Source organism: Archangium lipolyticum (genome assembly GCF_024623785.1).
Lineage (GTDB): Bacteria > Myxococcota > Myxococcia > Myxococcales > Myxococcaceae > Archangium > Archangium lipolyticum.
In genome coordinates this window covers 13,572-39,998 of record NZ_JANKBZ010000004.1, presented here as the reverse complement: position 1 = coordinate 39,998, position 26,427 = coordinate 13,572, and the positions used below count along the sequence as shown (strand labels likewise).

The 26,427-nt window shown below is 69.8% G+C and carries 23 protein-coding genes; 12 read left to right on the top strand and 11 right to left on the bottom strand.

Going from position 1 to position 26,427, the window contains the following annotated elements; genetic code table 11:
- Nucleotides 1-2: 2 nt before the first annotated feature.
- The 5 genes from NR810_RS10305 to NR810_RS10285 all read right to left on the bottom strand — a co-directional run bounded on the left by NR810_RS10305 (nt 3) and on the right by NR810_RS10285 (nt 3,029).
- Entirely contained in the window at nt 3-503 is a 501-nt protein-coding gene (locus tag NR810_RS10305; RefSeq protein ID WP_257450808.1) for a GGDEF domain-containing protein, read from the bottom strand.
- Nucleotides 504-1,124: an EcsC family protein gene (locus NR810_RS10300; RefSeq protein WP_257450807.1), complete on the bottom strand. Its 621-nt coding sequence runs from the start codon at nt 1,122-1,124 to the stop codon at nt 504-506.
- A gap of 15 nt (nt 1,125-1,139) precedes the next feature.
- The gene (locus NR810_RS10295) at nt 1,140-1,583 is read right to left on the bottom strand and encodes a hypothetical protein (protein ID WP_257450805.1); all 444 of its coding nucleotides are present in this window, start codon (nt 1,581-1,583) and stop codon (nt 1,140-1,142) included.
- Nucleotides 1,584-1,692: 109 nt separating this feature from the next.
- A complete protein-coding gene (gene panD / locus NR810_RS10290; RefSeq protein WP_257450804.1) occupies nt 1,693-2,085 on the bottom strand; it encodes an aspartate 1-decarboxylase in 393 nt (130 codons plus the stop codon).
- 98 nt (nt 2,086-2,183) lie between these two features.
- Nucleotides 2,184-3,029, bottom strand: coding sequence for an LEA type 2 family protein (locus NR810_RS10285; RefSeq protein WP_257450803.1), 846 nt, complete (start codon nt 3,027-3,029; stop codon nt 2,184-2,186).
- Between the two features lie 168 nt (nt 3,030-3,197).
- Between NR810_RS10285 and NR810_RS10280 the strand changes: the two genes are divergently transcribed.
- From NR810_RS10280 to NR810_RS10260, 5 genes are all read left to right on the top strand, one after another.
- Entirely contained in the window at nt 3,198-4,676 is a 1,479-nt protein-coding gene (locus NR810_RS10280) for an alpha/beta hydrolase (RefSeq protein ID WP_257450802.1), read from the top strand.
- Nucleotides 4,677-5,068: 392 nt separating this feature from the next.
- Nucleotides 5,069-5,311, top strand: a complete 243-nt coding sequence (locus NR810_RS10275) for a hypothetical protein (protein WP_257450801.1) — start codon at nt 5,069-5,071, stop codon at nt 5,309-5,311.
- 5 nt (nt 5,312-5,316) lie between these two features.
- Nucleotides 5,317-5,802 carry an SMI1/KNR4 family protein gene (locus NR810_RS10270; RefSeq protein WP_257450800.1) on the top strand — a complete coding sequence of 162 codons (486 nt, stop codon included), beginning with the start codon at nt 5,317-5,319 and terminating at the stop codon, nt 5,800-5,802.
- Nucleotides 5,799-6,533 carry an ABC transporter ATP-binding protein gene (locus tag NR810_RS10265; RefSeq protein ID WP_257450799.1) on the top strand — a complete coding sequence of 245 codons (735 nt, stop codon included), beginning with the start codon at nt 5,799-5,801 and terminating at the stop codon, nt 6,531-6,533. The genes NR810_RS10270 and NR810_RS10265 overlap by 4 nt, the downstream gene beginning before the upstream one ends.
- Entirely contained in the window at nt 6,530-7,702 is a 1,173-nt protein-coding gene (locus NR810_RS10260; RefSeq protein WP_257450798.1) for an ABC transporter permease, read from the top strand. The genes NR810_RS10265 and NR810_RS10260 overlap by 4 nt, the downstream gene beginning before the upstream one ends.
- Before the next feature lie 80 nt (nt 7,703-7,782).
- Here NR810_RS10260 and NR810_RS10255 read toward each other — a convergent pair whose 3' ends face one another.
- The gene (locus NR810_RS10255; protein ID WP_257450797.1) at nt 7,783-9,042 is read right to left on the bottom strand and encodes a hypothetical protein; all 1,260 of its coding nucleotides are present in this window, start codon (nt 9,040-9,042) and stop codon (nt 7,783-7,785) included.
- A gap of 191 nt (nt 9,043-9,233) precedes the next feature.
- Nucleotides 9,234-9,464: a hypothetical protein gene (locus NR810_RS10250; protein WP_257450796.1), complete on the bottom strand. Its 231-nt coding sequence runs from the start codon at nt 9,462-9,464 to the stop codon at nt 9,234-9,236.
- A 153-nt stretch (nt 9,465-9,617) separates the two neighbouring features.
- Between NR810_RS10250 and NR810_RS10245 the strand changes: the two genes are divergently transcribed.
- The 4 genes from NR810_RS10245 (at nt 9,618) to NR810_RS10230 (ending at nt 16,940) form a co-directional block, all read left to right on the top strand.
- The gene (locus NR810_RS10245) at nt 9,618-10,685 is read left to right on the top strand and encodes a DUF2804 domain-containing protein (RefSeq protein WP_257451976.1); all 1,068 of its coding nucleotides are present in this window, start codon (nt 9,618-9,620) and stop codon (nt 10,683-10,685) included.
- 15 nt (nt 10,686-10,700) lie between these two features.
- Entirely contained in the window at nt 10,701-12,284 is a 1,584-nt protein-coding gene (locus NR810_RS10240) for a serine/threonine protein kinase (RefSeq protein WP_257450794.1), read from the top strand.
- 79 nt (nt 12,285-12,363) lie between these two features.
- The gene (locus NR810_RS10235; protein WP_257450792.1) at nt 12,364-15,756 is read left to right on the top strand and encodes an Ig-like domain-containing protein; all 3,393 of its coding nucleotides are present in this window, start codon (nt 12,364-12,366) and stop codon (nt 15,754-15,756) included.
- A 68-nt stretch (nt 15,757-15,824) separates the two neighbouring features.
- Nucleotides 15,825-16,940 (top strand): zinc ribbon domain-containing protein, encoded by a 1,116-nt coding sequence (locus NR810_RS10230; protein ID WP_257450790.1) that lies wholly within the window; start codon nt 15,825-15,827, stop codon nt 16,938-16,940.
- 63 nt (nt 16,941-17,003) lie between these two features.
- Here NR810_RS10230 and NR810_RS10225 read toward each other — a convergent pair whose 3' ends face one another.
- Complete coding sequence (locus NR810_RS10225; protein WP_257450787.1) at nt 17,004-19,556, bottom strand: M1 family metallopeptidase; 2,553 nt, start codon at nt 19,554-19,556, stop codon at nt 17,004-17,006.
- Between the two features lie 436 nt (nt 19,557-19,992).
- Here NR810_RS10225 and NR810_RS10220 point away from each other — a divergent pair, with 436 nt between their 5' ends.
- From NR810_RS10220 to NR810_RS10210, 3 genes are all read left to right on the top strand, one after another.
- Nucleotides 19,993-20,787: a hypothetical protein gene (locus NR810_RS10220; protein ID WP_257450786.1), complete on the top strand. Its 795-nt coding sequence runs from the start codon at nt 19,993-19,995 to the stop codon at nt 20,785-20,787.
- Nucleotides 20,788-20,985: 198 nt separating this feature from the next.
- The gene (locus NR810_RS10215) at nt 20,986-21,396 is read left to right on the top strand and encodes a helix-turn-helix domain-containing protein (RefSeq protein WP_257450784.1); all 411 of its coding nucleotides are present in this window, start codon (nt 20,986-20,988) and stop codon (nt 21,394-21,396) included.
- Nucleotides 21,397-21,566: 170 nt separating this feature from the next.
- On the top strand, nt 21,567-22,748 hold the full coding sequence (locus tag NR810_RS10210) for a site-specific integrase (protein ID WP_257450782.1): 1,182 nt from the start codon (nt 21,567-21,569) through the stop codon (nt 22,746-22,748).
- Here the strand turns inward: NR810_RS10210 and NR810_RS10205 are convergent.
- The 3 genes from NR810_RS10205 to NR810_RS10195 form a co-directional block, all read right to left on the bottom strand.
- Complete coding sequence (locus NR810_RS10205) at nt 22,726-23,178, bottom strand: hypothetical protein (protein WP_257450780.1); 453 nt, start codon at nt 23,176-23,178, stop codon at nt 22,726-22,728. The genes NR810_RS10210 and NR810_RS10205 overlap by 23 nt on opposite strands.
- A 145-nt stretch (nt 23,179-23,323) precedes the next feature.
- A complete protein-coding gene (locus NR810_RS10200; RefSeq protein ID WP_257450777.1) occupies nt 23,324-23,641 on the bottom strand; it encodes a hypothetical protein in 318 nt (105 codons plus the stop codon).
- A 2,287-nt stretch (nt 23,642-25,928) separates the two neighbouring features.
- Nucleotides 25,929-26,117 carry a hypothetical protein gene (locus NR810_RS10195; protein ID WP_257450775.1) on the bottom strand — a complete coding sequence of 63 codons (189 nt, stop codon included), beginning with the start codon at nt 26,115-26,117 and terminating at the stop codon, nt 25,929-25,931.
- Nucleotides 26,118-26,427: the final 310 nt, after the last annotated feature.

The window sequence follows — 26,427 nt, the reverse complement described above, 5'->3', positions numbered from 1 at the left end:
CGCTACCGGACCACCACCCGGTCGCGCCCCGCCTGCTTCGCCTGCACGCACGTGGCCTCCGCCGCCTCCAGCAGGTTGCCGTAGGGCTCCCCGGGACGCAGCCCCGCCACGCCCACGGAGACGGTGAGGTGGAAGTCGCCCGCGCCCGAGTGGAAGGTGCGTGCCGCGAGCCTGCGGCGCAGCCCCTCCGCCAGCCGCTCTCCCATGTACGGCGCCACCGCGTAGAGGCTCGCCGCGAAGGCGTCTCCCTCCATGCGGCCGATGGGCCCGCGCCCGTCCAGCTCCGCCGCGAGCTCGTCCACCAACCCGCTCAGCGCCGCGTCCATGGCCTCGCGCCCGTGCGTGTCGTTGCCTTCCTGGGTTTCATCCGCGTCCACCCAGAGCAGCGTCAGGGGCATGCGCGCCGCGTGCGCGTCCGACACCGCCTTGACCAGCAGCGACTCGAAGTAGGGGCGCAGGTACGCCCCCGTCAGCGGACAGATTTGGGGGGCGCGCTCGGACACTCAGCTCGCCTTGCGCGAGGTGGCCTGCTTCGTCTTGGCGTGCGCCTTGTCGAAGCCCTCGTAGGAGCGCACCGCGTGGTCTCCCACCTTCTGGATGTGCTGGTTGTTGAGGTACGCCGTCACCGGCACGGCCACCAGCGGCATCGCCCGCCCCAGGGTGTGCAGGCCGCCCTTCGTCAGCAGCACCTCGGCCACCTTTCCCAGCACCCGCGGCCCCGAGCGCTGCACCGGACCCACGCCCGTCGCGTAGCCGTACAGGTCGAGCAGCTCGTTGCGCGCCCGCTCGCTCTTCAGGTTCACCTTGTACAGCGTGGCCAGGTCCACCAGGAGCGTGAGCTGCAACCACGCCATCACGGTCAGGTCCGCCGGCAGGCCCAGCAGGCCGAAGACGCCGCTGATGCCGCCCACCATGCTGGCCACGTGCTTCTTCTCGTCGATGAGCCGCTGGGCGCGCTCCCGCGTGCCCGCCGACGGATAGCGCTGCTCCAGCTCCGCCACCCGCTTGCGCGAGCGCGGCACCTCCTGCTGCACCAGGTCCGACAGCTTCGTGTCCGCCAGCTTCTTCAGCTCGGAGGGCGTCAGCAGCTTCACCTTGTCGGCGATCGGGTCAAAGATGGCCATGTGTAGCTCCTCCCCTCAATAACCCCGCTCGGCGAGGTACAGGTCCACCAGCGCTCCCTCTTCGTACCAGGCGTGGCGCATCTCCGCGTTGAACCAGCGCGAGTCCGGCGTGGCCGAGCGCACCTCGAGCTTCACCTGGTTGGGCGCCGTGTCGATGACCGCCGCCCGGGCCCTGCAGGCCTGCCCCGGCTCGTCGCCGTAGCCACCATCCAGGCACACCTCGTCGCCCACGGACAGCCGCCGCGTGTACTCGGTGCCGAGGTACTTCGCCTCGTCACAGTGACCGCGCACCGAGGAGGTGCCGTGCTGCGCGCACCGGTCCACGCGGGGGGCCTTCACCACCTGGAGGGAGCCCACCAGGGGATCATCATCATTGGGGTTGGGCCGGAAGGCCTCCCGATGGGTGCCACAGCCCGCCAGTACCAGCAGCAGGCCTCCGCATGCCCACGTCGACTTCATCGCGTCCTCGCCTCCGGGGCCTTGGCGCCCCCCTGCTCGACAGGAGGACGAACATGGCAAGCCCGAGGGGGCGCGTAAAGCGGCTGGGGGTAGGAGCGTCCGCCGCCGTTCAGGCGATGCGGCGCGCCGGACCCGGAATCTCCTCCGTCCGGCCCGGCACGATGCGGTTCTTCGCGTCCACGAAGACGACGGTGGGCTTCCACTCCCGGGCCTCGTGCTCCTCCACCTCGGCGAAGGTGGCGAGGATGACGAGGTCACCCGGCTTGTTGAGGTGCGCGGCCGCGCCGTTGATGCAGATGACGCCGCTGCCCGCGTCGCCCTCGAGGGCGTACGTCTCGAGGCGGGTGCCGCGCGTCACGTTCCACACCGCCACCTTCTCGAAGGGGAGGATGTCGGCGGCGCGCAGCAGGTTGCGATCGATCGTGACCGAACCCTCATAATCCAGATCGGCCTGGGTGACGGTCGCGCGGTGGATTTTCGACTTGAAAAGGATTCGGCGCATGGGGGGCCCGGAAGAATGCCGCGCAACCGTAACGGTTGAAGCGCCGGGGAACAACCTTCAAGAGCTTGCCCGCCCGGCAGCCCCCCGGCCGGGTCCGGTTATCGCCGGAAATTCAGGAGCTGCGAGACATCCAGGGGGACGTTCTGCCCACCGGATACGAGCTGGCCCTCGAGCTTCACCTGGGCGTTGCCGCCGGAGCGCAGGGCGGTGGCGGCGGAGGCGGCGCGCAGGAAGTTGATGTTGAGGGGCAGGGTGAGCTGGCGGGTGCTGCCGGCCTCCAGCAGGCCGAGGTCCCCGGTGGACAGGGTGCCCACACTGGCGCCGGCCACCTTGAGGGCGCCGCTGATGCCGCCGACGGGGAGGGGGAAGCTGTTGCGGTTCCTCACCACGAGGGGGAACTCCACGGTGGCGCCCTGGAGGGTGACGTTGGAGATGCGAGGAGACTCGAACTGGACCTGGGGAACCTTGGGGACCTCGAAGACGCCCTCGTGCTCCAGGGGGAAGCGCAGCACGCCGATGGGAGTCTGGATGCCGACGCTGCCCTGGGCCTTGTAGCGGGCGGTGTCCTTGTTGAGGAACGTCTGCACGACGGGGACGATGTCGGCGAACTTCACGTTGGCGGGGAAGACGAGGTCGGACTTGCCGCGGGCGGCGATGTTGAGGCCCTTGGGCGGGGTGCCGGCGACCACCTGCTTGTCCTCGACGAAGAAGGCGTAGTCGATGGAGGCCAGACTCAGGCCGAGGGGGTTGGGGTTCTCCAACTGGTAGGTGAGGTCGACGGTGGCGTCGGAGAGGGAGGCCTTGGACAGACGCGCGGACTTGAAGGTGAGGCGCGGCTTCTTGAAGGCGTTCTTCGCCATGCGCTGCAGGGAGGCGCAGCCGGCGAGCAGGGCGAGTGCGACGGTGGCGAGGACGAGGAGGGAGCGGTTCTTCTTCATGGTCATGGGCTTAGCAGCGACGCGAGGGTCTGCCGAGTGATTCAAACCGCTCCGGGGGCAGGCTGGCCACCCGGAGGAGGGGTGCGTGGGGGAGGCCGGGGGTGGTAAGTCTTGGACACTGTGAGAACGCACGACCTGCGCGAACATCCCCTCTCCCTCCGGGAGAGGGACGGGGTGAGGGTCTCCGCATCCCGGCTCCTCCCCGCTGTGCTGTGTGCCCTGCTGTCCCTGTCCGCCTGTACGCGGAGTGCGGAGGCGGGGCCCGCGAGGAAGGTGGCCCTCAAACCGTGCCGGCTGGAGGGGGCGAGTCGGCAGGCCCTGTGCGGCACCTACGAGGTGTGGGAGGACCGCGCCGCGAAGAAGGGGCGCAAGGTTCCGCTGAAGGTGGTGGTGGCACCGGCGCTGGCTTCCTCGCCGGAGGCGGACCCGCTGGTGCTGCTGGCGGGAGGCCCGGGGCAGGGGGCGGCGAAGCTGGCCGGGCAGATGATGCCCATCCTGGAGCGAATCCAGCGCAACCGGGACGTGGTCTTCGTGGACCAGCGAGGCACGGGGGAGTCGCGGCCGCTCGAGTGCGATCCGGTGCCACCGGACGCGCCGCTGTCGAAGCAGTTCGACGACACCTTCTACGAGCAGGAGTTCCGCAAGTGCCTGGCCGGGTATGACGCGGACGTACGCCTCTACACGACGCCCATCGCGATGGACGACCTGGACGAGGTGCGCGAGGCGCTCGGCTACGAGAAGCTGAACCTCTACGGTGTCTCATACGGCACGAGGGCGGCGCTGGTGTACGTGCGCCAGCACCCGGAGCACGTGCGCACGGTCATCCTCGAGGGCGTGGCGCCGATGTCGCTGCTGCTGCCCCTCTACGTGGCGCGGGACAGCCAGCGCGCGTTGGATCTGCTCTTCAGCAACTGCGAGGAGGACGCGACGTGCGCGAAGCGCTACCCGGACCTGCGGGGCCGCTTCGAGGCGCTGCTGACGCAGCTCCAGCAGACGCCGGTGCAGACGAAGCTGGAGCACCCGCTCACGGGAGTGCCGGAGGACGTCACCATCACCCGCGATGGACTGGCGGCGGTGCTGCGTGCGCTGCTCTACATGCCCGAGGCGACGTCGCTGGTGCCGCTGCTGCTGGACCGGGCGACGCAGGGGGACTGGAGGCCGCTGGTGGCCATCCACCACAGCATGAGCGGCGTCTTCGACCGCAACATGAGCCACGGCATGTTCCTGTCGGTGGTGTGCTCGGAGGATGCGCCGCTCATCACGGACGAGGCCATCACCCGCGAGACGAAGGGCACCTGGATGGGGGAGGCGGCGCTGCGCAACATGCTCAAGCCGTGCGCCTTCTGGCCGCGCGGCGAGGTACCGAAGGACTACCGCGAGCCGGTGAAGTCGGATGTGCCGGTGCTGCTGCTGTCGGGCGAGCTGGATCCGGTGACGCCTCCCGAGTGGGCCGAGGACGCGAAGCGCACGCTGACGCACAGCCTGCACGTGACGTTGCCGGGAGTGGGGCACGGGACGAGCGCCATCGGCTGTGCGCGGTCGCTGATGGCGGACTTCGTGGCCCGAGGCAGCGTGGAGGGGCTCGAGCCGAAGTGCGGCGAGGGCCTCAAGCGTCCACCCTTCTTCACCTCTTTCGCAGGCCCGGTGCCCTGATGCCGATGGGCCGCATGGGGTCGATGACTGGCCTGGCGATGTTGGCCCTCTTGAGTAGCGGCCCGGCTGTCGCGACGGGAACGTCTACCTCCGGCAACAAGTGGGTAGGGCCAACGATACAGAGCCCGCAGGGCGGTCAGGTACAGACGACCATTTATTACGGCCCATGGAAGTGCAGCCAGGCCTGGATGGATCGATGCCAGCGAAAGTGCGCCGCGGAAGAATACGTGCTCAAGGGCTGCATCTGGCTCGCCGATATCAAGACGGACTGGCAAATGCGGTTCGCTCTCTTCCCCGTATCCGCTGGCGGGAGGCTCGCCATCACCCACTGTTGCTGCAATTACCCGAAAGCTTCGAACGTGAAGGCACAGCGTGCGAAGTGGGAATCCGTGATGCGCGCCTTCCGTAAGAAGTGGGGTGAGGAGTTCGGGGAATGGCCCGTGGATGCCGCTGGAAACAACTGGCATGGCCATCACATCAGGGATCTCGCACATGGCGGTGATGCGATCTCCGAGAAGAATGTGCTTCCCGTGTCGCCCAACACCCATGACAAGTTCACGGATGCCTACCCTGCCTGCTACGCCGGAGCGGATGGCTGGAACACGGTGGGGCCCGACCGTCCCTACGTGGATTGAGTGCCATGTCGATTCAAGCCCTGCTCGAACAGGTCTCGCGTGACCACTTTCCGAATCCACCGGCTACGCCCGCGCAGCTCGATGACTTCGAGCGGCGGGTGGGCTGGCGCCTGGATCCGGAACTCCGCGCCTTCTACCTTCATTGCAACGGTGCCGAGCTCTTCGAGCGGCCGAACTCGCCTTATCGATTCCTGCCCTTGTCTGGAATCATCCGGGCGCGGATTGCCATCCGTGGCAGGGATGAGGATTCGCGTGGTCCTGCCTCCTGGTACGTCCTCTGCGACGTGGGAGATGGCAACTACGTCTTGATTGATGCTGGCAACTCGATGAACGGGCGCTATCCCCTCATGGACGGCTACCGGGAGATGTTTCCGGACCCTGAATACTGCGAGCGGATCGCGAGCTCCTTCTCGGAGTTCCTCGATAGGACCCTGGCGAGCGGTGGCAGACATTTCTGGCTGGAAGAGCAGCAGAGCGAGAGTACCCGATGATCGAAGTGACGAACCTGCACAAGCGCTTCGGCGCGGTGACGGCGGTGGAGGACGTGAGCTTCCGCGCCGAGAATGGCGTGGTGACGGGACTGCTCGGGCCGAACGGCGCGGGCAAGACGACCACGCTGCGGATGCTCTACACGCTCATCCGGCCGGACCGGGGCAGCGCGAAGGTGGACGGAGTGGAGGTGGCCGAGCGCCCGCTGGATGTTCGCCGGGCCATCGGCGTGCTGCCAGACGCGCGCGGTCTCTACCCGCGCCTCACCGCCCGTGAGCACATCCACTACGCGGGCACGCTGCACGGCCTGTCGGGCGCCGCACTGGACAAGCGCATCGACGAGCTGGTGGAGCTGCTGGAGATGAAGGAGATCGCCAACCGTCGCACGGAGGGCTTCAGCCAGGGCGAGCGAATGAAGGTGGCGCTGGCACGGGCGCTGGTGCACGGGCCGCGCAACGTGCTGTTGGACGAGCCCACCAACGGCCTGGACGTGATGAGCACGCGCGCGGTGCGCACGCTCATCCGCCGGTTGCGAGAGCAGGGACACTGCGTGGTGTTCTCCAGCCACGTGATGCAGGAGGTGGGGGCGCTGTGCGACCGCATCGTGGTGGTGGCGCGGGGCCGGGTGGTGGCGGAGGGCACCCCGGACGAGCTGCGCTCGCGCACGGGGAAGGACAGCCTGGAGGAGGCTTTCGTGACGGTCATCGGCAGTGACCAGGGGTTGATGCAGTGAGAGCGCTCCTGACGGCGGTGTTTCGCAAGGAGATGAGGGACCACCTGCGCGACCGGCGCTCGGTGACGAGCGTGCTGGGCGGCTCGCTGGTGGGGCCCATCCTCTTCGCGGTGATGTTCACGGTGATCGCCTCGTGGAACCGGCAGGACAAGCCGCTGGAGCTGCCGGTGGTGGGGCGGGCGAACGCGCCGAGCCTCATGGCGTACCTGGAGCGCTCGGGGGCGAAGCTGTCCGAGGCTCCCGCCGACTACGAGTCGCGCATCCAGGCGGGCACGCTGGACGCGGTGCTCATCATCCCCGAGGACTACGGGAAGGACTTCGCGGCGGGACGCTCGGCGAAGGTGCAACTGGTGATGGACAACTCGCGCAACAAGGCGCGTGCGACCATCAAGCGGACGCAGGCGTTGCTGAGCCAGTATTCGGGGAGCCTGGGGACGCAGCGGCTGCTGGCGCGCGGGGTGGCGCCGGAACTGGCCATGCCCGTGCGGGTGGAGGAGGTGGACCTGTCCACGCCGGAGCGCCTGGCCGCGAGCATCCTCAACATGATTCCCATCTTCCTGGTGATGGCCTGCTTCATCGGTGGGCTGAACGTGGCCATCGACACCATGGCGGGCGAGCGCGAGCGCGGCTCGCTGGAGTCGCTGCTGCTCAACCCGGTGGAGCGCGGGACGCTGGTGCTGGGCAAGTGGCTGTCCACCACGGTGTTCTCCTGCATCACGGTGGTGGTGGTCTCGGTGGCCTTCACGGTCGTCGCGAAGCGGATACCGTTGCAGGACCTGGGTGTGAAGGTGAGCCTGGAGCCGGCGACGGCGCTGGCGATGGTGGGCGCGGTGCTGCCCATGGCGCTGTTGTCATCGGCGGCGCAGATGCTGGTGTCCACCTTCGCGCGCTCGTACAAGGAAGCGCAGACGTACCTGCAGCTCCTGATGATGCTGCCCACGTTGCCGGGCATGGTGCTGGCGCTGTCTCCCATCCAGAGCCAGATGTGGATGTACGGAGTGCCGGTGCTGGGGCAGCAACTGCTGGTGTCGGAGCTGATGCGGGGCGAATCGCTGGGCGTACTGCCCTTCGTGCTGAGCACGGTGGGCTGCCTGGTGCTGACGGCACTCTGCCTGACGCAGATCTCCCGGCTGCTGAGCGACGAGCGGATCGTCTTCGGCCGCTCGTGAGCCCCCTCCCCTCTCCCTCTCCCTCTGGGAGAGGGTCGGGGTGAGGGTATTAGCTCCCCGGGCTGTTCCCGTGTGGCGCCTCAGCGCAGCTTGATGGAGTGATACCACCTGTCCTGCTCTGGGCACGCCTCGTCACCGCACGTGGAGAGGCGCAGCAGGACGACGCCCCTGGATGAGTCCGCATAGGCCGCGTCGATGAAGGTCCTGCTCGCCGCCTTGCACGCCTCGGTTCCCGGGGCCGCGAGACTCAACTCGCTGGGAGCACTGCCCTCTCCCCGCTTCAGGACGAGGTGCCCCTGCTGGAACGACAGCTCCAGCCCCGGGAGTTGTAGCTTCTGGGCAGGGGCCTGCTGGCAGCTCTCCGTCACCATTGGTTGGACGGGCTGTTCCACCAATGGCACCCAGCGCGTCCCACCGAGGTACTCATTCACCTGGCGGATCCTCTCGAGCACCTTCCCCTCAAGCTCCTGGCGCAGAGGGACCGAGCGCCGAACGGGCGACAACTCTCCGGCCTCGAGCACGGGCAGCTTCCAGAGGATCTCATTCGTGTCGGTCTTGCGGACCGTGATGAGGAGGTTGGGGTCCTTGCGCTGACCATCCGCGAGGACCTCCGCCAGGGCAATGCGTGTCCCATCCTCCGAGATGACTGGGAAACCGGTCGCGTAGAGCGACCCACTGACATATCCCTCCTTCGTGTACCCGACGAACGGGCCGCTGGGCGGAGTGACCTCCTGCCCAGGAGATGCACTCCCCTTACGTGGCTTCTCCTTGGGAATGCGGAGCACGTGGAAGGCAGTGGGTGGCTCGTTGCAAGCATGCGAGCCGCAGAAACTGAGCTCGAGGAGCACCACCCCCTGTTGCCTGTTGACGTAGGCGCCTTGCAGCCAGGCGGGGCTGGCGTGCTCGCATCCCTGCTGGCGAACCTTCCAGGAGGGATAGCGGCGGTCGAGCACCTTCTTGCCTCGGGCCCAGAGCTGAACCCGTGGCTCCTGATAGGAAAGCTTCAAGTCTCCGACGGACATCGAGCGGTTCGGGCGGACCTGCTTCTCATAACAGGCTTCCGAAAGAAACTCGGTGTCGTAATGGGGAAGCTCCTGGTGGACGAGGAGAGGCTTCCATTGGCGCTGTTCCATATAGGGGCGAGCCTCCCAGGTACGCACTCTGCCCAGACGCTCCAGGTCAGGATCGCTCCGTTGGAAATCCTCCTCCTCCGTGAAGAGCACCTTCTCGAAGACGACGGTATCCGTGTCCACGTCTTTCACGACGAGCGTCCGGGCAGTGCCATCACTCGATGAGGACGCGTGGGTGAAGAAGGCCACGCTCTTGCCATCGCTGGACACCCAGGCTCCGAAGGCGGTCCCGCCAGGATCACCACCTCCCGCCGCCCACAAGGTCCGAGCCCCCAGAGGCTCCGCGAAAACGACTGGAACAGGTGGGGGCGGGGCTTTCTCTGGGGCGGCTGCCGCCGCTGGGAAGACGCCTACCAGGGAGCAAGCGATGCCGATGTTCCACAGCCGCATGGGGAATCCTTTCATCGCTGCCGATCCAGGAGGACGCGCTTGAGGGCGATGGCCGTCGAGGAGACATCCAACTGTGCGTCCCCAAAGGTGCCGGTGAGTGCGCTGAGCCCGGTCCCCTTGAGTTCCACCGTGGCCTTCGCCACGGGGTGCGAGCTGGGCGAGCCCCATCGAGCCTGGGCGCTGTTGTTCACGGCGAACAAGGAGCGCAGGGAAACGGTCATCTTGATGGGCTTGCCAGCCATGGACTCCCCCTCTTTCGCGGTCCCGGAGACCCCGATGCGTGATACGATTGATGATTATAGGACACTTGTGGACAGCGTTTTGTGCGCGAGTGATCCGTCGCACCGGAGGGTCAGGTGGCAGAGGAGAAGGACATGCCCCACCTTGGGAAGGACATGACACCGGAGCGAGAGTTGAGTCTCCTTCCGGCGCCGGCCTCGGTGGCCACGGCGTCGGGTGAACCCCGATTCGGTACCTACCAGGGCGAGCTGCCCGAGGTGGATCTCTCCCGGCTGAAGGGGAGGTGGGCCCCCGTGGCGGCCCCCGCCCGGCTGCTCAAGCGCAAGCGCTGGCACTACACCCTGGCCGCCACGCCGGAGGTGATGGCTCTCTTCGCGGTGGTGGACGTGGGCTACTCGGCCAACGCCTTCGCCGTGGCGCTCGACCTCAAGGAGCAGCGGCCTCTCTGCGACGTGAGCTTCCTGGGCGCCCCTGGCCCGCTGGCCGAGGTGAGTGACCGGCCGGGCGCGGGGCTGACGGCCTCGTTCCGCACGCTGGGCGGACGGCTCACGGCGCGGCGAGGCGAGGACGACGAGCGCTACCGCCTCCATGTGGACGTGAGCCGGTTGCGCACGGGCAGTCTCCAGTCCTTCCAGTGGAACGGGGACCTGCTGGTGGCCGGAGGCCCTCCGGCGCTGACGGTGATTGCCCCGGTGGAGAAGGACGGCTTCGTCAACGTCACCCAGAAGCGCGGCGGCATGCTGGCCTTTGGCAGCCTCGAGGCGGGCGGCAAGCGCTTCCGGCTTGATGGTGGGGTAGGGGGCACGGACTACACCCAGGGGTACCTGGCGCGGCACACCGCGTGGCGGTGGGCCTTCCTGGCCGGACGGCTGGCGGACGGCACCCCGTTGGGCCTCAACCTCGTCGAGGGCTTCAACGAGAGCACCGGCACCAACGAGAACGCCCTCTGGCTGGGGCAGCGGCTCTACCCGCTGGCCCGGGCGCACTTCGAGTACGACCGCCACGAGCTGATGAACCCCTGGCGCATGCGGACCGAGGATGGGGCGGTGGACCTGCGCTTCCATCCCCTCTACGTCCACCGGGAGGACCACGACTTCAAGGTGGTGGTGAGCCACTTCGCCCAGCCGCTCGGCCTCTTCGAGGGCACGGTACGGGTGGGTGGCCAGACGCTCCGCCTGTCCGGGGTTCCCGGCGTCACGGAGGATCAAGACATGCTGTGGTGATAGGCTCGGGGGGCCTTGTCCTCCATCGAGCCTGGGACCACCGTTGGCCGTTACCGCGTCATCCGCCTCCTCGCGCAGGGCGGCATGGCCGAGGTGTACCGTGCCGAGCAGGCCCTCACGGGCGGCATCGTCCGTCCGGTCGCGCTGAAGGTCATCCGGCCCGAGTACTCGGAGTCCGAGGACTTCCGCGAGATGTTCCTCGACGAGGCCCGCACCGCCTGCACGCTGAGCCACCCCAACATCGTCCACATCTACGAGGTGGGTGAGGCGGACGGGCTCCTCTACATGGCCATGGAGCTGGTGCCCGGCGAGTCGCTCGCGGTGGTGGAGCGCACGCTGCGCGCGCGCGGCGAGCGCTTCTCGGACGAGGCGCTGCTGGCGGTGGGCATCGCCACCTGCGCGGCGCTGGAGGCGGTGCACGCCCGGCCCAACCTGGTGCACCGGGACGTGTCGCCGCAGAACCTGCTGCTGTCCGCCGGAGGCTCGCTGAAGCTCATCGACTTCGGCATCGCCAAGGCGGCCACCAACCGCAACCTCACCCGCGTGGGCACCACCAAGGGCAAGGTGGGCTACTTCTCGCCGGAGCAGGCCCGGGGCAAGCCGCTCGACGGGCGCAGCGACCTCTTCTCGCTGGGTGTCACCCTCTACCAGCTCGCCGCGGGCGTGGGCCCGCTGGATGCGCACACCTCCGTGCAGTCGCGTCACACCGCGCTCGTCCGGGGCGAGTGGGAGCCGCTCTCGCGCGTGTGCCCGGACCTGCCTCGCGATTTCTCCAACGTGGTGGACCGGGCCATGCGGGTGAAGCCCGAGGAGCGCTACCCCGACGCCCGCTCCTTGCGCGAGGCGCTCGAGTCGGTGGCGCTCGAGGCCGGCCTGCCCGTGGGACCCGGCTCGCTCGCGGACTACGTGCGGGACGAGGGCGAGGAGGTCTCCGTCGCCAGCTCGAGCCCGCGCCGGCTCCGCGGTGGGGGTAGCACCGCGAGCTCGACCGTGACGGCGGCCTCGCGGACCGCGGTGCGCCGTCTCCCGGGAGGCACCAGGGTCTGGGCTCCCGTGGCGGGAGTCGTGGTGGGCCTGGCGCTCTCGTTCGCGGGAGTGGCCTTCCTCGCTTCGAGGCAGGCGCCCGCCCCCGTGACGCCGCCCGCCCCGGTGGCCGAGGCTCCCGCGCCAGCACCCGCGCCTCCAGAGACCCGGGTTGCGGAGCCCGCTCCCGAGGCCCCTCCGGACCCGCGGGCCACGGAGGTGGCCGCCGCGTCCGAAACTCCCTCCCGGCCCGAGCGCACGAAGCGCGAGCCCAAGCGAGTCCGGCAGCAGGGCCAGGTGGCGGCTGCCGCGGCTCCCGCTCCCGTCGAGGAGTCGCTGGTGGGCGAGGGCTCGCTCATCATCGGCGCGGTGCCGGGCCTGGGCGGACAGGTGTCGCTCCCCGGGCGCGAGCTCGAGGAGTTGCCGCTCGTGCTGCGGCGCTGGAAGGCGGGCCGCTACACCCTGCGGTTCGTCACGACCGGGGGGCCCGCGAGCTGCGAGGTGAAGGTCCTCCCCGAGCGCCGGACCCGGGTCGTCTTCGATGGCAAGGGCTGCAAGTCGGACCTGCTCGACTGAGATCCAACCGGCCCCGCTTCCCTCAATGAGTGTCCAGGTCCCGCCCGGGGTGGGCGCGGCTGTCTGGAAGGTGAGACGTATGCGACTGGCGATGCACCGATGGATGGGCTTGCTGTGCACCGGGTTGCTGTTCGTGGGGTGTGGAGGCTCCTCGTCCGACGAGCCGCCCAAGCCGAAGCCGTCCACGCCCGTGTGGGCCGAGGGCAATCCGCGCGAGTCCAATGAGCTCGAGCCGCGCCTGCGCGCCCACGCGGAGGCGGGCACCACCCTCCGGGTCTACAAGGTGCCGGGGTGCTTCTCGTCGACCAGCACCGAAATCCCCGTGGACGAGTCCGGGCTCGCGGAGTTCACGATCTCCGTCGAAGCCAACAAGACCACCACCTTCTCCCTCATCGCGGTCCGCGACGGGGTCACTTCCTCCTGCTCGTCGTCCTTGAGCTACTACGCGGACACCGTGGCTCCCGAGGCCCCGAAGTGGTCATCGAGCACTCCGAAGGCGTCCACCCGGAACGAGCTCACCCTGACGGTGTCGGTGCGGTACGCGGCCCGCGTGGAGTTCTTCGCCAGCGGCGACTGCACGGGGACGGCGCTCGGGACGACCGTCGTGGAGACGTCGGATCAGGTCAACTTCCCCCTGACGGTGGCCCACGGTAGCACCACCTCCTTCACCGCCCGCGCCGTGGACAGCGCCGGCAACTCGAGCACCTGCTCGGCGGTCCACACCTTCACCCATGACCTCCTGCCGCCCGCGCCGCCCGTGCTCCGCGGCGCCGTCTCCTCGCCGAATTCGTCGCGTACCTTCTCCCTGATCGCCGCCGCAGAGCCGGGGAGCACGGTCTCCGTCTACAAGTCCACCGGCTGTTTCGGCGGTACCCTCGGCAGCAAGGCGGCGGATGACAAGGGAGAGGCGTCGTTCTCCATCATCGCCGACTCCAACGGCTCGACCACCTTCTCCGCGCGAACGGCCGATATCGCGGGCAACGCCTCGTCCTGCTCGGAGGCCTTCGTCTACACCCATGACGGTACGGCTCCCGAGCCCGTGCGCTTGCGCTTCTCCCCGGAGACGCCGGCCAACGACAACGCGCCCCTGTTCGTGGGCACCACCGAGCCGGGCGCCCGCGTGCTGGTCTTCACCGGGAGCGCCTGCGCGGGAGATCCGTTCGCCACGCCGTCCGTGAGCACGAGCGGCTCCTTCGAAGTGAAGCTCTCCGTGGCGGATGACACCGCCGCCTCCTTCAGCGCCTACGCCATCGACACGGCCGGCAACATGGGCCCGTGCGCCTCCACGCGCTATGTCGAGGACAGCACGCCGCCCGCCGCTCCGTCCGCCCTCACGCTCTCACCTGGCTCACCCAACGAGAGCAATTCCATCACGGTGTCCGGCACCTCGGTGCCGTCCCAGGTGCTCCTCTTCACGAGCGAGGGCTGCACGGGGACGCCCCTGGCGAGCTCCGCGCAGCTGTGGAGCGAGGGCTCCTTCTCCGTGTCCGCGACCGTGCCGGAGAACGCCACCACCTCCCTCTACGTGGCCACGCGGGACGCGGCGGGCAACCGCTCGGAGTGCCGGGGGCCCCTGGTGTACATCGAGGACAGCCTGCCGCCGGACACCTCGAGCGCGAGGGTCGCGGATGGTCCCTCGGAGGACCTGCGCTACCAGCTCGTCTCCGATGTCTCCGAGATCAACTGGACGGGCTTCACCGATGCCAATGGCGTCGTCCTGTACGAGTACCTGCTCGCGACGGTCCCCAGCTGTGATTCGTATTTCTCCGGTACTCGGGCCACCACGACGCGGACGTCCGCGCGTATCACCGGGCTGTCGCTCTCCGAGAGGGGGTTCTACTTCCACTGTGTCCGCGCGAAGGACGCGGCGGGGAGCTGGACTCCCTTCGTGGTGTCCGATGGCTTCCGGGTGGACCTCTCCCCGCCCTCTGTGTCGGACGTGTCTCCCATGCAGGGCTCGGTGGAGGTGGACATCCATGCACCCATCCGCTTCACCTTCAGTGAGCCGGTGGACGTCTCCGGTGTGACTTCCGGCCTCCTCACGCTGGAGGTGGCGGGCGAGCGCGTGGCGGCGACGGTGGCCTGTGAGACCTCGGGCACGAGCTGCTCCTTCACTCCCGTCAACCCGCTGCCCTACCGGGAGACGGTGCGCGCGACGCTGGCGGCGGCGGTGAAGGACCCGGCCGGGCGGGTGATGCAGTCGCCCGTCAGCGTCTCCTTCACCACGCGAGGCCGGGCGTGGCAGCCTCCGCGAGAGGTACGGCCGACCCGGCCCGGGCTCCAGCCGGACGTGGCGCTCGATGGGCAGGGCCAGGCGCTGGCCGTCTGGGTGCAGGGCACCTCCAGCGGCGCCTTCCGGCCCTTCGCCAGCCGCTCCGTGGCGTACGCGGGTTGGGAGCCGGCGCGGGAGCTGGACACCGTCCACCCGGGGGATGCGGAGCACCCGGCGGTGGCGGTGAACGAGTCGGGCTTCGGCGTGGCCGTGTGGGAGTTGCACGACGGTGCCCAGGTGGACCTCTACGCCGCCGAGTACACCCCCGGCACGGGCTGGAGCGAGCCGCGCCTGTTGGAGAGCGGCGCCGGGCCCGTGAGCGCGCCGAGGGTGGGCGTGGACGCACAGGGCAATGCGCTCGTGGTGTGGCGGCAGTCGGATGGCACCGAGGACAGCCTGTGGGCCACGCGCCGGGTGCAGGGCGGTGGCTGGAGCTCGCCGCTGCTGCTGGAGGCGGAGGCGGGGGCCACGTCGGTGCCGGCACTGGCCGTGGAGAAGTCGGGGCGGGCGCTGGCGGCGTGGCTGCAGCCGGACTCGGGAGGCGGCGTGCGTGTGCGGGCCAGTCACTTCACGCCCGACTCGGGGTGGACGCCACCGGAGCAGGCCTCGGACCTCGGCTCGGGTGCCTCGGTGGCCGCTGCCCTGAGCGCCAACGGCTCGGCGGTCCTCGTGTTCCGCGGGACGGACCTCGCCTCGGGCTCTCCCCTCATCCAGGCCACCCGCTTCGTGCCGGGCGAGGGTTGGAGCCCGTCCACCCCGTTGGGAAGGGCCGTCGCGGGAGGGGATGAGCCCGCTGTCACGATCGACCGGTGGGGCCGTGCGGTCGCCGCCTGGACGGCGCCGGGTGACGTCTCTCCCTCGTCTCTCCGTCTCCAGCGCTTCACGCCGGAGGATGGCTGGCAACCGGTGGAGGTGACGACGGGCAGGGCCAGCCAGCCCTCGGTGGCGGCGGATGGCCAGGGCAACTTCCACATCGTCTGGGTGGGGAACGTGAGCGGGGTGGATCGGGTATATGCGGCCCGCTACCCCGAGGGCGCCACCGCGCTCGCCTTCATCGGCGCACTCGAGCCGGCCCACGGTGGCACTTCCAAGCGGCCGAGGGTCCGAGCCAACGCCGCGGGTGCCGCCGTGACGGCGTGGTACCGGGACAACGGGGGAGGGTTTTCCAGCAACCTCGTCTACGCCGCCTCCTACGAGTAGGGGGGCTGTACCCCCGCGAGCCTCCCCTGGCCTAAGCTGGGGGTGCCCCCTCTTTGGATGCACCCCCCATGCAATGCTCGAACTGCGGCCACTCCGTCACCGATGAAGCGCACAGCTTCTGCACCGAATGTGGCGAACCCCTGAAGGTCCCGGGGGATGAGGCCGCCAGCACCGGGGACGAGAGCTACGGCTCCGAGGACTACAACGCGGGGGATTATGCGGGGGACTACTCGTGGGAGGAGCCGCCACCACCCCCCTCCTTGTTCGCGCGGATGGATGAGGCGCTCTCCAAGGTGCTCGCTCCCGTCAAGGACGTGGCCGGGCAGACCTGGGAGGCCATCCAGGGCGTGATGGACGACCCGCGCCTGCGCTCGCGCCTCCCCGGAGGCTCGTTGACGCTGCTCGGCCTGGCCTGCGTGGGCCTCGCCCTCCTGCTCTCCGTCATTCCCTTCGTCGCGGGCATCGGGTTCCTCGGCTCGGGGGTGATGCTCCTGGGCGGCTTGCTGGTCGCCATCAACGAATGGCGCATCCTCAGCCAGCCCGGTACCCAGGAGTTCCGCACCGCCAACGCTCGCACCCTGCCTGCCTCGCTCGAGAACCTCCCCGAGGAGACCCAGCACCCCGCCATCGCCCAGGCCTATGCCGCCCTCACCCTCACCCACGCCCTGCTGATGCTGGGCACCGGGCTCGTCTCCCTGCTGTGGCTGCTCGCCGCCCTGGTCCTCGGCTACGAGCAGGGACGCCGGTTCTTCGTCTCTCCGGAGCTCGACCACGACCCGGACGCCGGCAACCTCCGCCAGCGTCTGGATCGCTGGGTGGTGGTGGGCGTTGTCGTGTGCTCCTTCTCGCTGCTGCTGCCCTGGGCTCGCGGTCACATGCCCATGCTCGGACCCTCGGGCGGAGAGCAGCCGCTCGCCACCTTCACCCAGCTCACCCTCGTCCTGCTCGCGTGCTTCGCCCTGCGCCACCGCGGGCTCTCGTCTCTTCACCCCATCGTGCTCGTCATCATGGCCGTGTGGCTCACGATGTGGTTCTTCCTGATGATGAGCCCCTATACCGTCGGCCCCTGGTTCTTCCTCCCAGGGTTGCTCACGCTCGACGCCGTCATCGTGCTCCACCTTTTCCAGCTGCGCCGCAGTGGGCAGGCGGCGGAGGTCTCGTCCGACCTGGATTACCGCGGGTGAGGACTCAGTAGACCCTCACCCCGGCCCTCTCCCAGAGGGAGAGGGTGCTCGCAACCTGGGTTGTTACGGCTGACGCTTCAGCCAGGTGCTCACCTCGGGCATGACCCGCTCCCGCAGCGCCACGTCCTGGTCCAGCCTCTCCAGGGTCTGCCCCATGGCCTGCTTCGCCTCCTCCACCGGGTGCGCCGTCAACAGCTTCCGCGCCTCCTCGAGCTGCTTCCTCTCACGCAGCCCTCCCATCGACTCCACCACCCGCCTCAGCAGCATCGGCGCCCCACCCGTCCTCGCCAGTACGTCCTTCCACCTCTTCTGCATCTCCGCCCACCACGCGTCCCGGCCCGTGCGGTTGCCCATCAGCCCCGTCACGAAGCTCGCCACGTCCTGCATCTTCACCTTGTCCGTGAAGAACAGCTTCTGCGCCTCCCCGGCCAGCGTTGCATCCTCGAAGGCCGTCAGCGCCAGCAGGTAGCGCCGCTGCGTCGCAGGATCCGGCTCCGCCAGCATCTTCTCCAGCAGCTTTTCATAAAGCGGCCGGTCTCCCGCCCTCGCCACCATGCCCACCGCCGCGTCCAGCAGGTTCGGCTCCAGCGCCGCCTTGTCCCCGTTCAGCATGCGCGTCACTCGTGGCCTGGCCTCCGCCAGCGCCTCCTGGCCGCGCGCCACCCCACCCACCGCCCGCACCAGCGCCGCCCGCCGCAGCTTCACCCGGTCCGACTCCCCCGGTGCCGAGTCCCAGCCCAGCTTCTTCAGCCCCGCCCCGAGCAGCTTCTCCACCCACTGCTGGAAGCGCTTCTGCTCCTCGCCCTCCACCAGCCGGGCCTCCACGTACGCCAGCCGCCCCACCAGCTCGTCCAGCACCGCGTCGTCCTCTTCGTCTCCGAAGCGGCTCGCGAGGTCCAGGAAGGAGGCCAACGTCGCCTGTCCGCTGCGCGCCAGCGCCCACCGGTCCGCCAGCAGGGCGATGCGCTCCGCGGGCTCCAGCGCCTGGAGGTTCGTCGCCAGCCGCTCCAGTGCCTTCTCGTCGTACGCCACCCGGTAGAAGCCCGTGGAGCCCGCGTTGGCGCACAGCCACTTCACCTCGCCCGAGCCCTCCAGCGTCACCTTCGCCTGCGCCTCGCGCAGCAGCACCCGCTGCTCGCGCACCCCGCCGCCGTCCTCGTACCGCAGCACCACCGGCACCGGCCAGCGCTCACCACTGCGCACGCCCGGCTCCGAGTAGTACCGCTGCTGCGCCAGCGTCACCGTCCGCCCCTCCACCGAGGCCGCCACCAGCGGGTAGCCGCTCTGGCCGATCCACGCGTTGGCCAGCTCCAGCACCGGCTGCGACGAGGCGTTGGCCAGCGCCCGCCACAGGTCGTCCGCCACCGCGTTGGAGCGCGCGTGCGTGCGCATGTACTGGCGCATGCCCTCGCGGAAGGCGTCCTCGCCGAGGAAGCCCTCGATCATCCGCAGCACCGCGCCGCCCTTCTCGTAGGTGATGGCGTCGAAGCTCTCGCCCGCCTCGTCGGCGTTGCGCACCTCGCCACGGATGGGGTGCGTGGAGCGCAGCGCGTCCAGGCTCAGCGCCATGGCCTTGCCCGCGTCGAAGTCCAGCCACACCCGCCAGTCCGGCCGCCAGTCGTTGACGATCTTGTACGCCATCCACGTGGCGAAGGCCTCGTTGAGCCACAGGTCGTCCCACCACACCATCGTCACCCAGTTGCCGAACCACTGGTGTGCCAGCTCGTGCGTCACCACCTCGGCCACCCGCTTCTGCACGGACAGCGGCGCGCTGGCCGGGTCGAGCAGCAGGGCGATCTCCCGGTAGGTGATGAGGCCCGCGTTCTCCATGGCGCCGGCCTCGAAGTCCGGGATGCCCACCTGGTCCACCTTGCCGAAGGCATAGGGCAGCCCGAAGTAGTCCTGCAGCCGGGGCAGCGCCGCCAGCGCCGCGTCCTGCCCGAAGCGCGTCAGGTGCGCCTTCTCCGGTAGCGCCCAGGTGCGCACGGGAATGCCCTGCACCTTCTCCTCGGGCGTGCCCACCAGCGGGCCGCACACCAGCGCCACCAGGTACGAGCTGAGCACCTCCGTCTCCTGGAAGGTCAGCTTGCGCAAGGGGCCGTCCTGCTCGTCCTTCACCAGCGCCCCGTTGGACAGCGTCGTCAGCCCCGGAGGCACCCGCACCGTGAGCGCCCAGCGCGCCTTGAAGGCCGGCTCGTCGAAGCACGGGAAGAGCCGCCGCGCGTCCGCCGCCTCGAACTGCGTGGCCGCCACCTTGCCCGCCGCGTACAGGCCCCGCAGGCCCTCGGTGAAGCGGCCCGTCCACGCCACGTCCAGCGCCGCCGCGCCCGCCGGGAGCTGCTCGCCGAAGCGCAGCACCACCGTCTCGCTCACCTGCACCGGGCGGATTTCCGCGGGCTTCAGGCTCTTGCCGTTGGCCCGGAAGGTCACCTCGCCGAGCTTCAGCGCGTTGGCGTGCAGGATGATCTCATTCGAGGGTTTCTCGAGCTCCAGCTCGAGGGTCTGCTGGCCCGAGAAGGTCTTCGCCTCCATGTCGAGCGTCAGCGTCGCCTCGTACCGCCGGGGACGGATGGAGAGGGGGAGTCGGAAGTTCTTGTCTTCTGTCACGTGCGTCATAGGGGGCCGACTCTACCGGGAGCGCGGGCCCGCGCTCGGATTCAAGTGAGGACTCCCGGCGGCTGGCGTCCACCGGGTGACGGCCGGACAACTCCCGGGGCGTTGAGTACCGGGCAGGGGAGGGGGGCGGATGGCAGGGGCTCCAAGATGCCAGGGGCTTCAGTACGATCCGCGCATGAACGGAACGACTGTGCCTCGCGGCTCCCTGTGTGCGCTCGCGGTGTGGCTCCTCGGTGGAGTGCTCGCCACCGGCTGTCTTCCCAACCCACCTTCTCGGTGTGCTCTTCACGGGCACGGCGTGTCAGCGCATCCAGGCGGCCACGTCGACGGCACCGGTGCACATCGAGGTGCGTGCCCCTTCGTCGGGGTGACTTGGTGAATAGCGCGCGTCCTACCGCCGCCAGAGGTGGTATACGGAGAGGGGAGGCGCTTGCTCATGGCGGACAAATCACTTTGGAAGGGTGGACGGTTGGGCGCATTCCACCTCGGCCGGCGGTACAAGGGCGTCGGGGCGGACCTGGGTCGCTTCTACGAGGCCCACAATGTCCGCACCGGTGTTTCCGCCCTGGTGCTGGTGCCTGACCCGCGTGCCGGGTGGGAGCCCTCGGAAGCATGGCGGATTCGTGCTTCCTCCCTGGTGGAGCCAACGCCTCATCTCGTGCTGGAGGTGGAGCAGGCGCCCGCCTCGGGCCAGCTGCCGGAGCTGTCGGCCATGCTCGACCTGCTGACGAGCGCGGTGGAGCGCGTGGAAGCGAAGGACGAGGTGCGCACCCATCTGACTCGCGAGCCGATCGGGCTGTGGAGCAGGTGGGCCGGGCGCTCGCGCCGGCTGTTGCGCTCGCGTTGGACGCTGGCGGCCGTGGGCCTCGCCACGGTGGGGATGGGCGTGGCCCTGTGGTTGCGCATTCAGGCCCCCGGGAGCCAGGAGAGAACAGTGCCCGATTCGGGCACTGAGGACATGTTCCTGGCCCATGCGCCGCGCAAGATCGTCAGCAGCGACACGCGCCTGACGGGCATTGCCTACCCCCTGCCGTCCAAGCCCTTTCGAGATCAGGCCAAGCCTCCTTGCAAGTCTGGCAAGAGCGGTAAGAGCGAGGTGGAGATCAACGGCGGGTGCTGGGTGGAACTCGCGAGGCGACCGCCTTGCGAGGATGACGACGCGGAGTACCAAGGCAAGTGCTACCTGCCGGTGGGAGAGCGAGCCCCCGTGCCGCAGTCCATCCAGCAGTAGCCCAACACGCTTGCATGCCCTGAAAAGTTGTGTTGGGATGGTGACCGCATAAGTCACCCCACGGAATCCACTGACTGCCAGCAGTGGCCCGTGTCAAAGCATTGCGAAACGACGGTATCCCGCGTCATGGCGGGATTCCATCTGCAACGCCCCCGAGATGCCTGGCAGCTCTCGGTGGGCGTTGTTTTTTGGTGGGACGTGACAAGGATTGCCGAGCAGTCCTCCGGGTCCGGGAGGGACGCCGCCGTACGGCGCCGCCTGTCCAAGAAGCTGGGAGAAGTGGCCCGGGCCGCGCGGGTCCAGGCGGGCCTGACCCAGGTGGATGTGGCCGAGCGCATCGGCATGGCCGCTGAGGTGTATGGCCGGTTGGAGCGAGGGTTGATGTTGCCCAGTGTCCCCTCCTTGTGGCGCCTGTGCCTGACGCTCCGGATTCCGGCGGACCACCTGCTCGGGCTCGCTTCCGAGCAACTTCCCCAGTGGGCGATCGAGCCTCCCGCCGAACGGGATGGCGTTCAGGTACGGAGGCTGATGCGTTCGGTGCGCAAGCTGAAGGCGTCCCAACTCCGGACTCTGAGCCTCATGGTGGCCGCGCTCCAGCGGGAGGTGTGAGACCGGCTGATTGATGCCAGGAGGCGACGGGTTCGATTCCCGCCGCCTCCACTAGAAGTTACTCGCCGCTCCGAGCCGCGTCCCCCTCCTAGCAGGGGGGCGCGGCTTGCTTTTGGGGACCAAATCAGGGCACCTGGGGTCCAAATTCGGACCAAAACGGAGCCCGTGACGTGGGAAACAACAGAGAGTGGACAGGGAAGTGGAAGGGGGGGCGGACCTTCAACGGCAAGGACGGCCGCCCGGTGTTCGTGCTGCGCAAGATGGTTCAGGGACGGGCCTACACCATCCACCTCGACGCCAGCAGCGAGACGGAAGCCGAGGCCGAGCTTGCGCTTTTCATGCGCGACCCCGAGGGCTACAGCACCAAGCGGGAAGCGCGACAGCAACAGCAGGAGTCCGCCGTTTACGTCAACGCTGAGACCGTGGGCCGCTTCCTGGAGTCCATGAGGCAGGCCAAGACGACCGAGCGTTACGTGGGGAATGTCGGCTTCTACTTGGCGACGTGGGCCGAAGCTCTGGCGGGCCGGGACCTACGCACCGTCACCCTCCAAGAGCTTCTGCGGGAGTTGGCCCGGCACAAGACGGGCAGGAAGAACCGCATTACCGCGCTCAAGTCCTTTGCCTCTTGGCTGCGGGAGCAGGGCGCCCTTGCCCTGGCCGAAGACCCCACCGTCTCCCTCAAGGTGCCCGCTACCCGTCCCGAGAAGGCAGTGCGGGAGAAGGGTTACAGCATCGAGACCACCGAGCGGCTTTATCGGGCCATCAGCGGGTGGGAGTTTACGAACTTCCGGCAGGAGGGGACGCGGCGCACGACCGACGTTCAGTGTGTGCGCGACGTGCTGTGCATCCACGCGAAAACCGGGATGCACGGCACCGAGATCGAGCGGCTAGCCAAGGGAGAGGGCAAGGTTGCCGTGTTCGAGGACCAAGGCGAGATCGCCGCTACGGTGACGTTCATCCACAAGAGCGGGAACGTTCACCGTCAGAGCATCGACCGTCAGACCTTGGCGGCTGTGCAGCGGCTACAGGCGCGCGGTGCGGCGCCGGTTGATAGCCACATCCGCCGGGTTGTTGCTCGCGCCTGCAAGACCCTCGGGATCAAGCCGGTGCATTTCGGGGAGTACCGGCACAGCTTCGTTACTTGGGCTTCCGAGTGCGGGCAGGAGGTACGGCCCAAGGCGGGAGGGCTTCCGCTGTCTGCGATTGCCGCTGTTGTCGGGCACCACTCGGCAAACACAACCAAGCGTTTTTATGACAACGTGAAGGTGCCCCCGATGATCAAGGTGCCCATCAAGCTGGAGCATCCCGAGGATCCGGCATACCTGCCGGTCAGGCTTGCCGAATCAGCTTGAGGATCGCGTCCTTCTCAGCCCGCCCGGTAGTCTGCTGGGCGGGTTGCCGCTTGCGCTTGGGGGCGGGCTCGCGGCTGAAACACTCCTGAACCGCTTCGATGCTGTCCAGGGTGATCATGGCGACCTTGCCCACCTTGGGAGCACGGCGCAGCGCCCCCGAGCGCAACAGCTCGAAAATCCGGGAGCGCCCGCAGCCGAGGAGGGCCTGCGCGGCGTCAATCGAGATGGCGCGGGCTGCTTGAACCGGGGCCGCGTTGGCGATCCGGTTCTGCATGTCTCCGACCATCGCGCGCAGCTTGCACAACTCCGCGTAAATCTCCCGCAGCAGGTTGGGCTCGGCTCCGCTGTCCAGTGCAGCGGTTGGGGTTGGCTGGCTTTCGTCCTGAATGGCCGCCGAATCAGACGGCGACGGGATGCCTTGCGACTTCATGCCCCATATTTTCCCGCGCCATCACAAGCACGGTCAAAGCGTTTCGGGCGTGCAGTCCAGTTAGGGCTAGTTAGTACCAGTTAAGGCTAGTTGCGGATAGGTGCGGGTAGGTTGGCCAAGGTTGGGCACCGTTGGTCATGGTTGGCTAGGTCCGAGCTTCGGCTGCCCCGCCCTGGTGGTCCTCCACCGCGCCGCTGGTGCGCGCCACGGGCCCGAGGCTCGGCTGCCGCGTCGCTGGTGGCTCCACCGCGCCCGAGCTTCGGCTGCCATGCCCTGGCGCCTCCACCGCGCCGCTGATGCGCTCCACGGCCCGAGGCTCGGCCGCCGTGCCCTGGCGTCTCCACCGCGCCCCGGTGCGCTCCACCGCGCCCGAGGCTCGGCTGCCGCGCCCTGGTGCTTCCACCGGGCCCCGCTTGCCTCCACCGTCCCCGAGGCTCGGCTGCCGGGCCCTGGTGCCCTCCACCGCGCCCTGGTGCCCTCCACCGCGCCCTGGTGCCCTCCACCGCGCCCTGGTGCCCTCCACCGCGCCCTGGTGCCCTCCACCGCGCCGCTGATGCGTTCCACGGGCCCGAGGCTCGGCTGCCGTGCCCTGGTGCCATCCACCGCGCCCGAGCTTCGGCTGCCGCGCTGCTGGTGGCCTCCACCGCGCCCGAGGCTCGGCTGCCGCGCCCTGGCGTCTCCACCGCGCTGCTGATGCGCTCCACGGCCCGAGGCTCGGCTGCCGTGCCCTGGTGCCATCCATCGCGCCCGAGCTTCGGCTGCCGGGCCCTGGTGCCCTCCACCGCGCCCTGGTGCTTCCACCGCGCCTCGGTGCCCTCCACCGCGCCCTGGTGCCCTCCACCGCGCCGCTGATGCGTTCCACGGGCCCGAGGCTCGGCTGCCGTGCCCTGGTGCTTCCGCCGCGCCGCTGATGGGCTCCACCGCTCCCGAGGCCCGGCTGCCTCGCCCTGGTGCCTGCACCGCGCCGCTGATGCGCTCCAGGGGCCCGAGGCTCGGCTGCCGCTCCTTGGTGCCATCCACCGCGCCGCTGGTGGCCTCCACGGGCCCGAGGCTCGGCTGCCGTGCCCCGATGCTTCCACCGCGCCCTGGTGCCTCCACCGCTTCCGAGCTTCGGCTGCTGCCGTGCCCTGGTGGCCTCCACCGGCCCGAGCTTCGGCTGCCGCGCCCTGGTGTCTCCACCGCGCCGCTGATGCGCTCCGCTCCACGGGCCCGAGGCTCGGCTGCCGTGCCCTGGTGGCCTCCACCGTGCCGCTGGTGGCCTCCACCGCGCCCGAGGCTCGGCTGCCGTGCCCTGGTGCAGCTCGTGCTCTGGTCCGGCCCGAGCTTCGGCTGCCGCGCTGCTGGTGCCCTTGCGGGCCCGAGGCTTGCGCCGTGCCTGCTTTCGCGCCCTGGTAGGCTCCCCTGGTCCGAGCTTCGCGCCCTGGTGCCGCTGCCTGTCTGCCACCGCGCCCGAGCCTCGCGCCGCTTGTGGGCCTCCACCGGCCCGAGGTTCGCGCCGAGGCTGCCGCTCCACTGGCGCCGGAATGGCGCCGCGTCCTGGCTCCCTCCATCCGCGCCCGAGCCTCGCGCCGCTGGTGAGCCTCCACCACGCCCGAGGTTCGCGCCGCACCCTGGCGCCTCTACCGCGCCGCTGATGCGTGCCACGGGCCCGAGCTTCGGCTGCCGCGCCCTGGTGCCCTCCATCGCGTCCGAGGCTCGGCTGCCGCTTCCTGGCGCCGCTGGCGCTGCTCCACCTCCACCGCGCCCGAGGCTTGGCTGCCGCGCCCTGGTGCATCCACCGCGCCCCGGTGCCCTCCACCGCGCCGCTGGTGGCCTCCACGGGCCCGAGCTTCGGCTGCCGCGCCCCGGTGCCCTCCACCGCGCCCGGTGCCCTCCACCGCGCCGCTGGTGGCCTCCACGGGCCCGAGCTTCGGCTGCCGCGCCCCGGTGCCTCCACCGCGCCCTGGTGGCCTCCACGAGCCCGAGCTTCGGCTGCCGCTTCCTGGCGCCGCTGGCGCTGCTCCACCGCGCCCGAGGCTCGGCTGCCGCGCCCTGGTGCCATCCACCGCGCCCCGGTGCCTCCACCGGGCCCGAGCTTCGGCTGCCGGTGCGCTGGCGCCCTCCACCGCGCCCGAGGTTTGCGCCGCTGATGCCCTCCGCCGCGCCCGAGATTTGCGCCGCGCCCTGGTGCCGCTGCCGCTGCGCTGGGGCTGCTGCCGCGTTGCTGGCGCTCCACCGCACCCGAGCGCACCCGAGGCGCGGCTGCTCCCGCTGCGGGTGACTCTACCGCGCCCAAGTTTCGCACCGTGTCTGCCGCTCCACTGGCGCCGGAATGGCGCCGCGTCCTGGCGCCGCCCCCCGAGATTGGGCCGGCGTACCTGGCGCCCGCCACCCGCGCCCAAGGTTCGCGCCGTGGCTGCCGCTGTGCCCGAGGTGTGCGCCGCGTTGGGGCTCCTCCGCTGCGCCTGAGCTGGAGCCTACCGGGGCCCTATCCATGGGCCCCACGAATCGGCCGCGGTGCCCTGGCGCCCTCAACGGAGCACGGCGTCCGAGGCTCGGCTGCTGGTGCGCTGGTGGCCACCACTGCGCCCGAGCTTCGCGCCCTGGTGCCGCTGCCGCCGTGTCTGATCCGCCGCGCCCGCGCCCTGGTGCCGCCACCGCGCCGCTGGTGTGCTCCACGCGCCCGAGGCTCGGCTGCCTGCCCTGGTGCCGCCACCGCGCCGCTGGTGCCCTCCACCGCGCCCGAGCTTCGGCTGCTGCCCTGGTGGGCTCTACGGGCCCGAGCTTCGGCTGCCGCGCCCTGGTGCCTCCACCGCGCCGCTGGTGCCCTCCACCGCCACCGCGCCCGTGCCCAGGTGGGCCACCATGCCCGAGGTTCGCGCCGCGCCCAGGTGACTACCACCGCCGCCCGAGGAGCGCCGCCGCGCCGTGTCTGCCGCTGCGCCGCTGGCGCCTTCCATGCGCCCGAGCTTCGGGGGCCGCTGCGCTGGTGGCGCTTTCCACCACGCCCGAGCTTCGCGCCCTGTCACCGCTGCCGCCGTGGTGCCCACCACCACGCCCGCGCTTCGGCTGCCCCGCCGCTGGTGGTGCCGTCCACTCTGCCCTGGTGGTCTTCACCGCGCCCGGAGTTCGCGCCGTATCGGCTGACGCGCCCTGGTGCCGCTGCCGCGCCCTGGCCCCCTCCCCGGTGCCCGAGCTTTGGCTGCCGCGCCCTCCCGGGGTTCGCGCCGTGGTGGCCACCACCGCGCCCGATGTTTGTGCCGCTGGCGG

Coding starts and splice junctions, on each gene's coding strand:
- NR810_RS10300 (WP_257450807.1), bottom strand. CDS start 1,124: ATGGCCATCTTTGACCCGATCGCCGACAAGGTGAAGCTGCTGACGCCC.
- NR810_RS10295 (WP_257450805.1), bottom strand. CDS start 1,583: ATGAAGTCGACGTGGGCATGCGGAGGCCTGCTGCTGGTACTGGCGGGC.
- panD (WP_257450804.1), bottom strand. CDS start 2,085: ATGCGCCGAATCCTTTTCAAGTCGAAAATCCACCGCGCGACCGTCACC.
- NR810_RS10285 (WP_257450803.1), bottom strand. CDS start 3,029: ATGACCATGAAGAAGAACCGCTCCCTCCTCGTCCTCGCCACCGTCGCA.
- NR810_RS10275 (WP_257450801.1), top strand. CDS start 5,069: ATGCGCGCCTTCCGTAAGAAGTGGGGTGAGGAGTTCGGGGAATGGCCC.
- NR810_RS10270 (WP_257450800.1), top strand. CDS start 5,317: ATGTCGATTCAAGCCCTGCTCGAACAGGTCTCGCGTGACCACTTTCCG.
- NR810_RS10265 (WP_257450799.1), top strand. CDS start 5,799: ATGATCGAAGTGACGAACCTGCACAAGCGCTTCGGCGCGGTGACGGCG.
- NR810_RS10250 (WP_257450796.1), bottom strand. CDS start 9,464: ATGGCTGGCAAGCCCATCAAGATGACCGTTTCCCTGCGCTCCTTGTTC.
- NR810_RS10245 (WP_257451976.1), top strand. CDS start 9,618: ATGACACCGGAGCGAGAGTTGAGTCTCCTTCCGGCGCCGGCCTCGGTG.
- NR810_RS10235 (WP_257450792.1), top strand. CDS start 12,364: ATGCGACTGGCGATGCACCGATGGATGGGCTTGCTGTGCACCGGGTTG.
- NR810_RS10230 (WP_257450790.1), top strand. CDS start 15,825: ATGCAATGCTCGAACTGCGGCCACTCCGTCACCGATGAAGCGCACAGC.
- NR810_RS10225 (WP_257450787.1), bottom strand. CDS start 19,556: ATGACGCACGTGACAGAAGACAAGAACTTCCGACTCCCCCTCTCCATC.
- NR810_RS10220 (WP_257450786.1), top strand. CDS start 19,993: ATGGCGGACAAATCACTTTGGAAGGGTGGACGGTTGGGCGCATTCCAC.
- NR810_RS10205 (WP_257450780.1), bottom strand. CDS start 23,178: ATGAAGTCGCAAGGCATCCCGTCGCCGTCTGATTCGGCGGCCATTCAG.
- NR810_RS10195 (WP_257450775.1), bottom strand. CDS start 26,117: ATGGAAGGCGCCAGCGGCGCAGCGGCAGACACGGCGCGGCGGCGCTCC.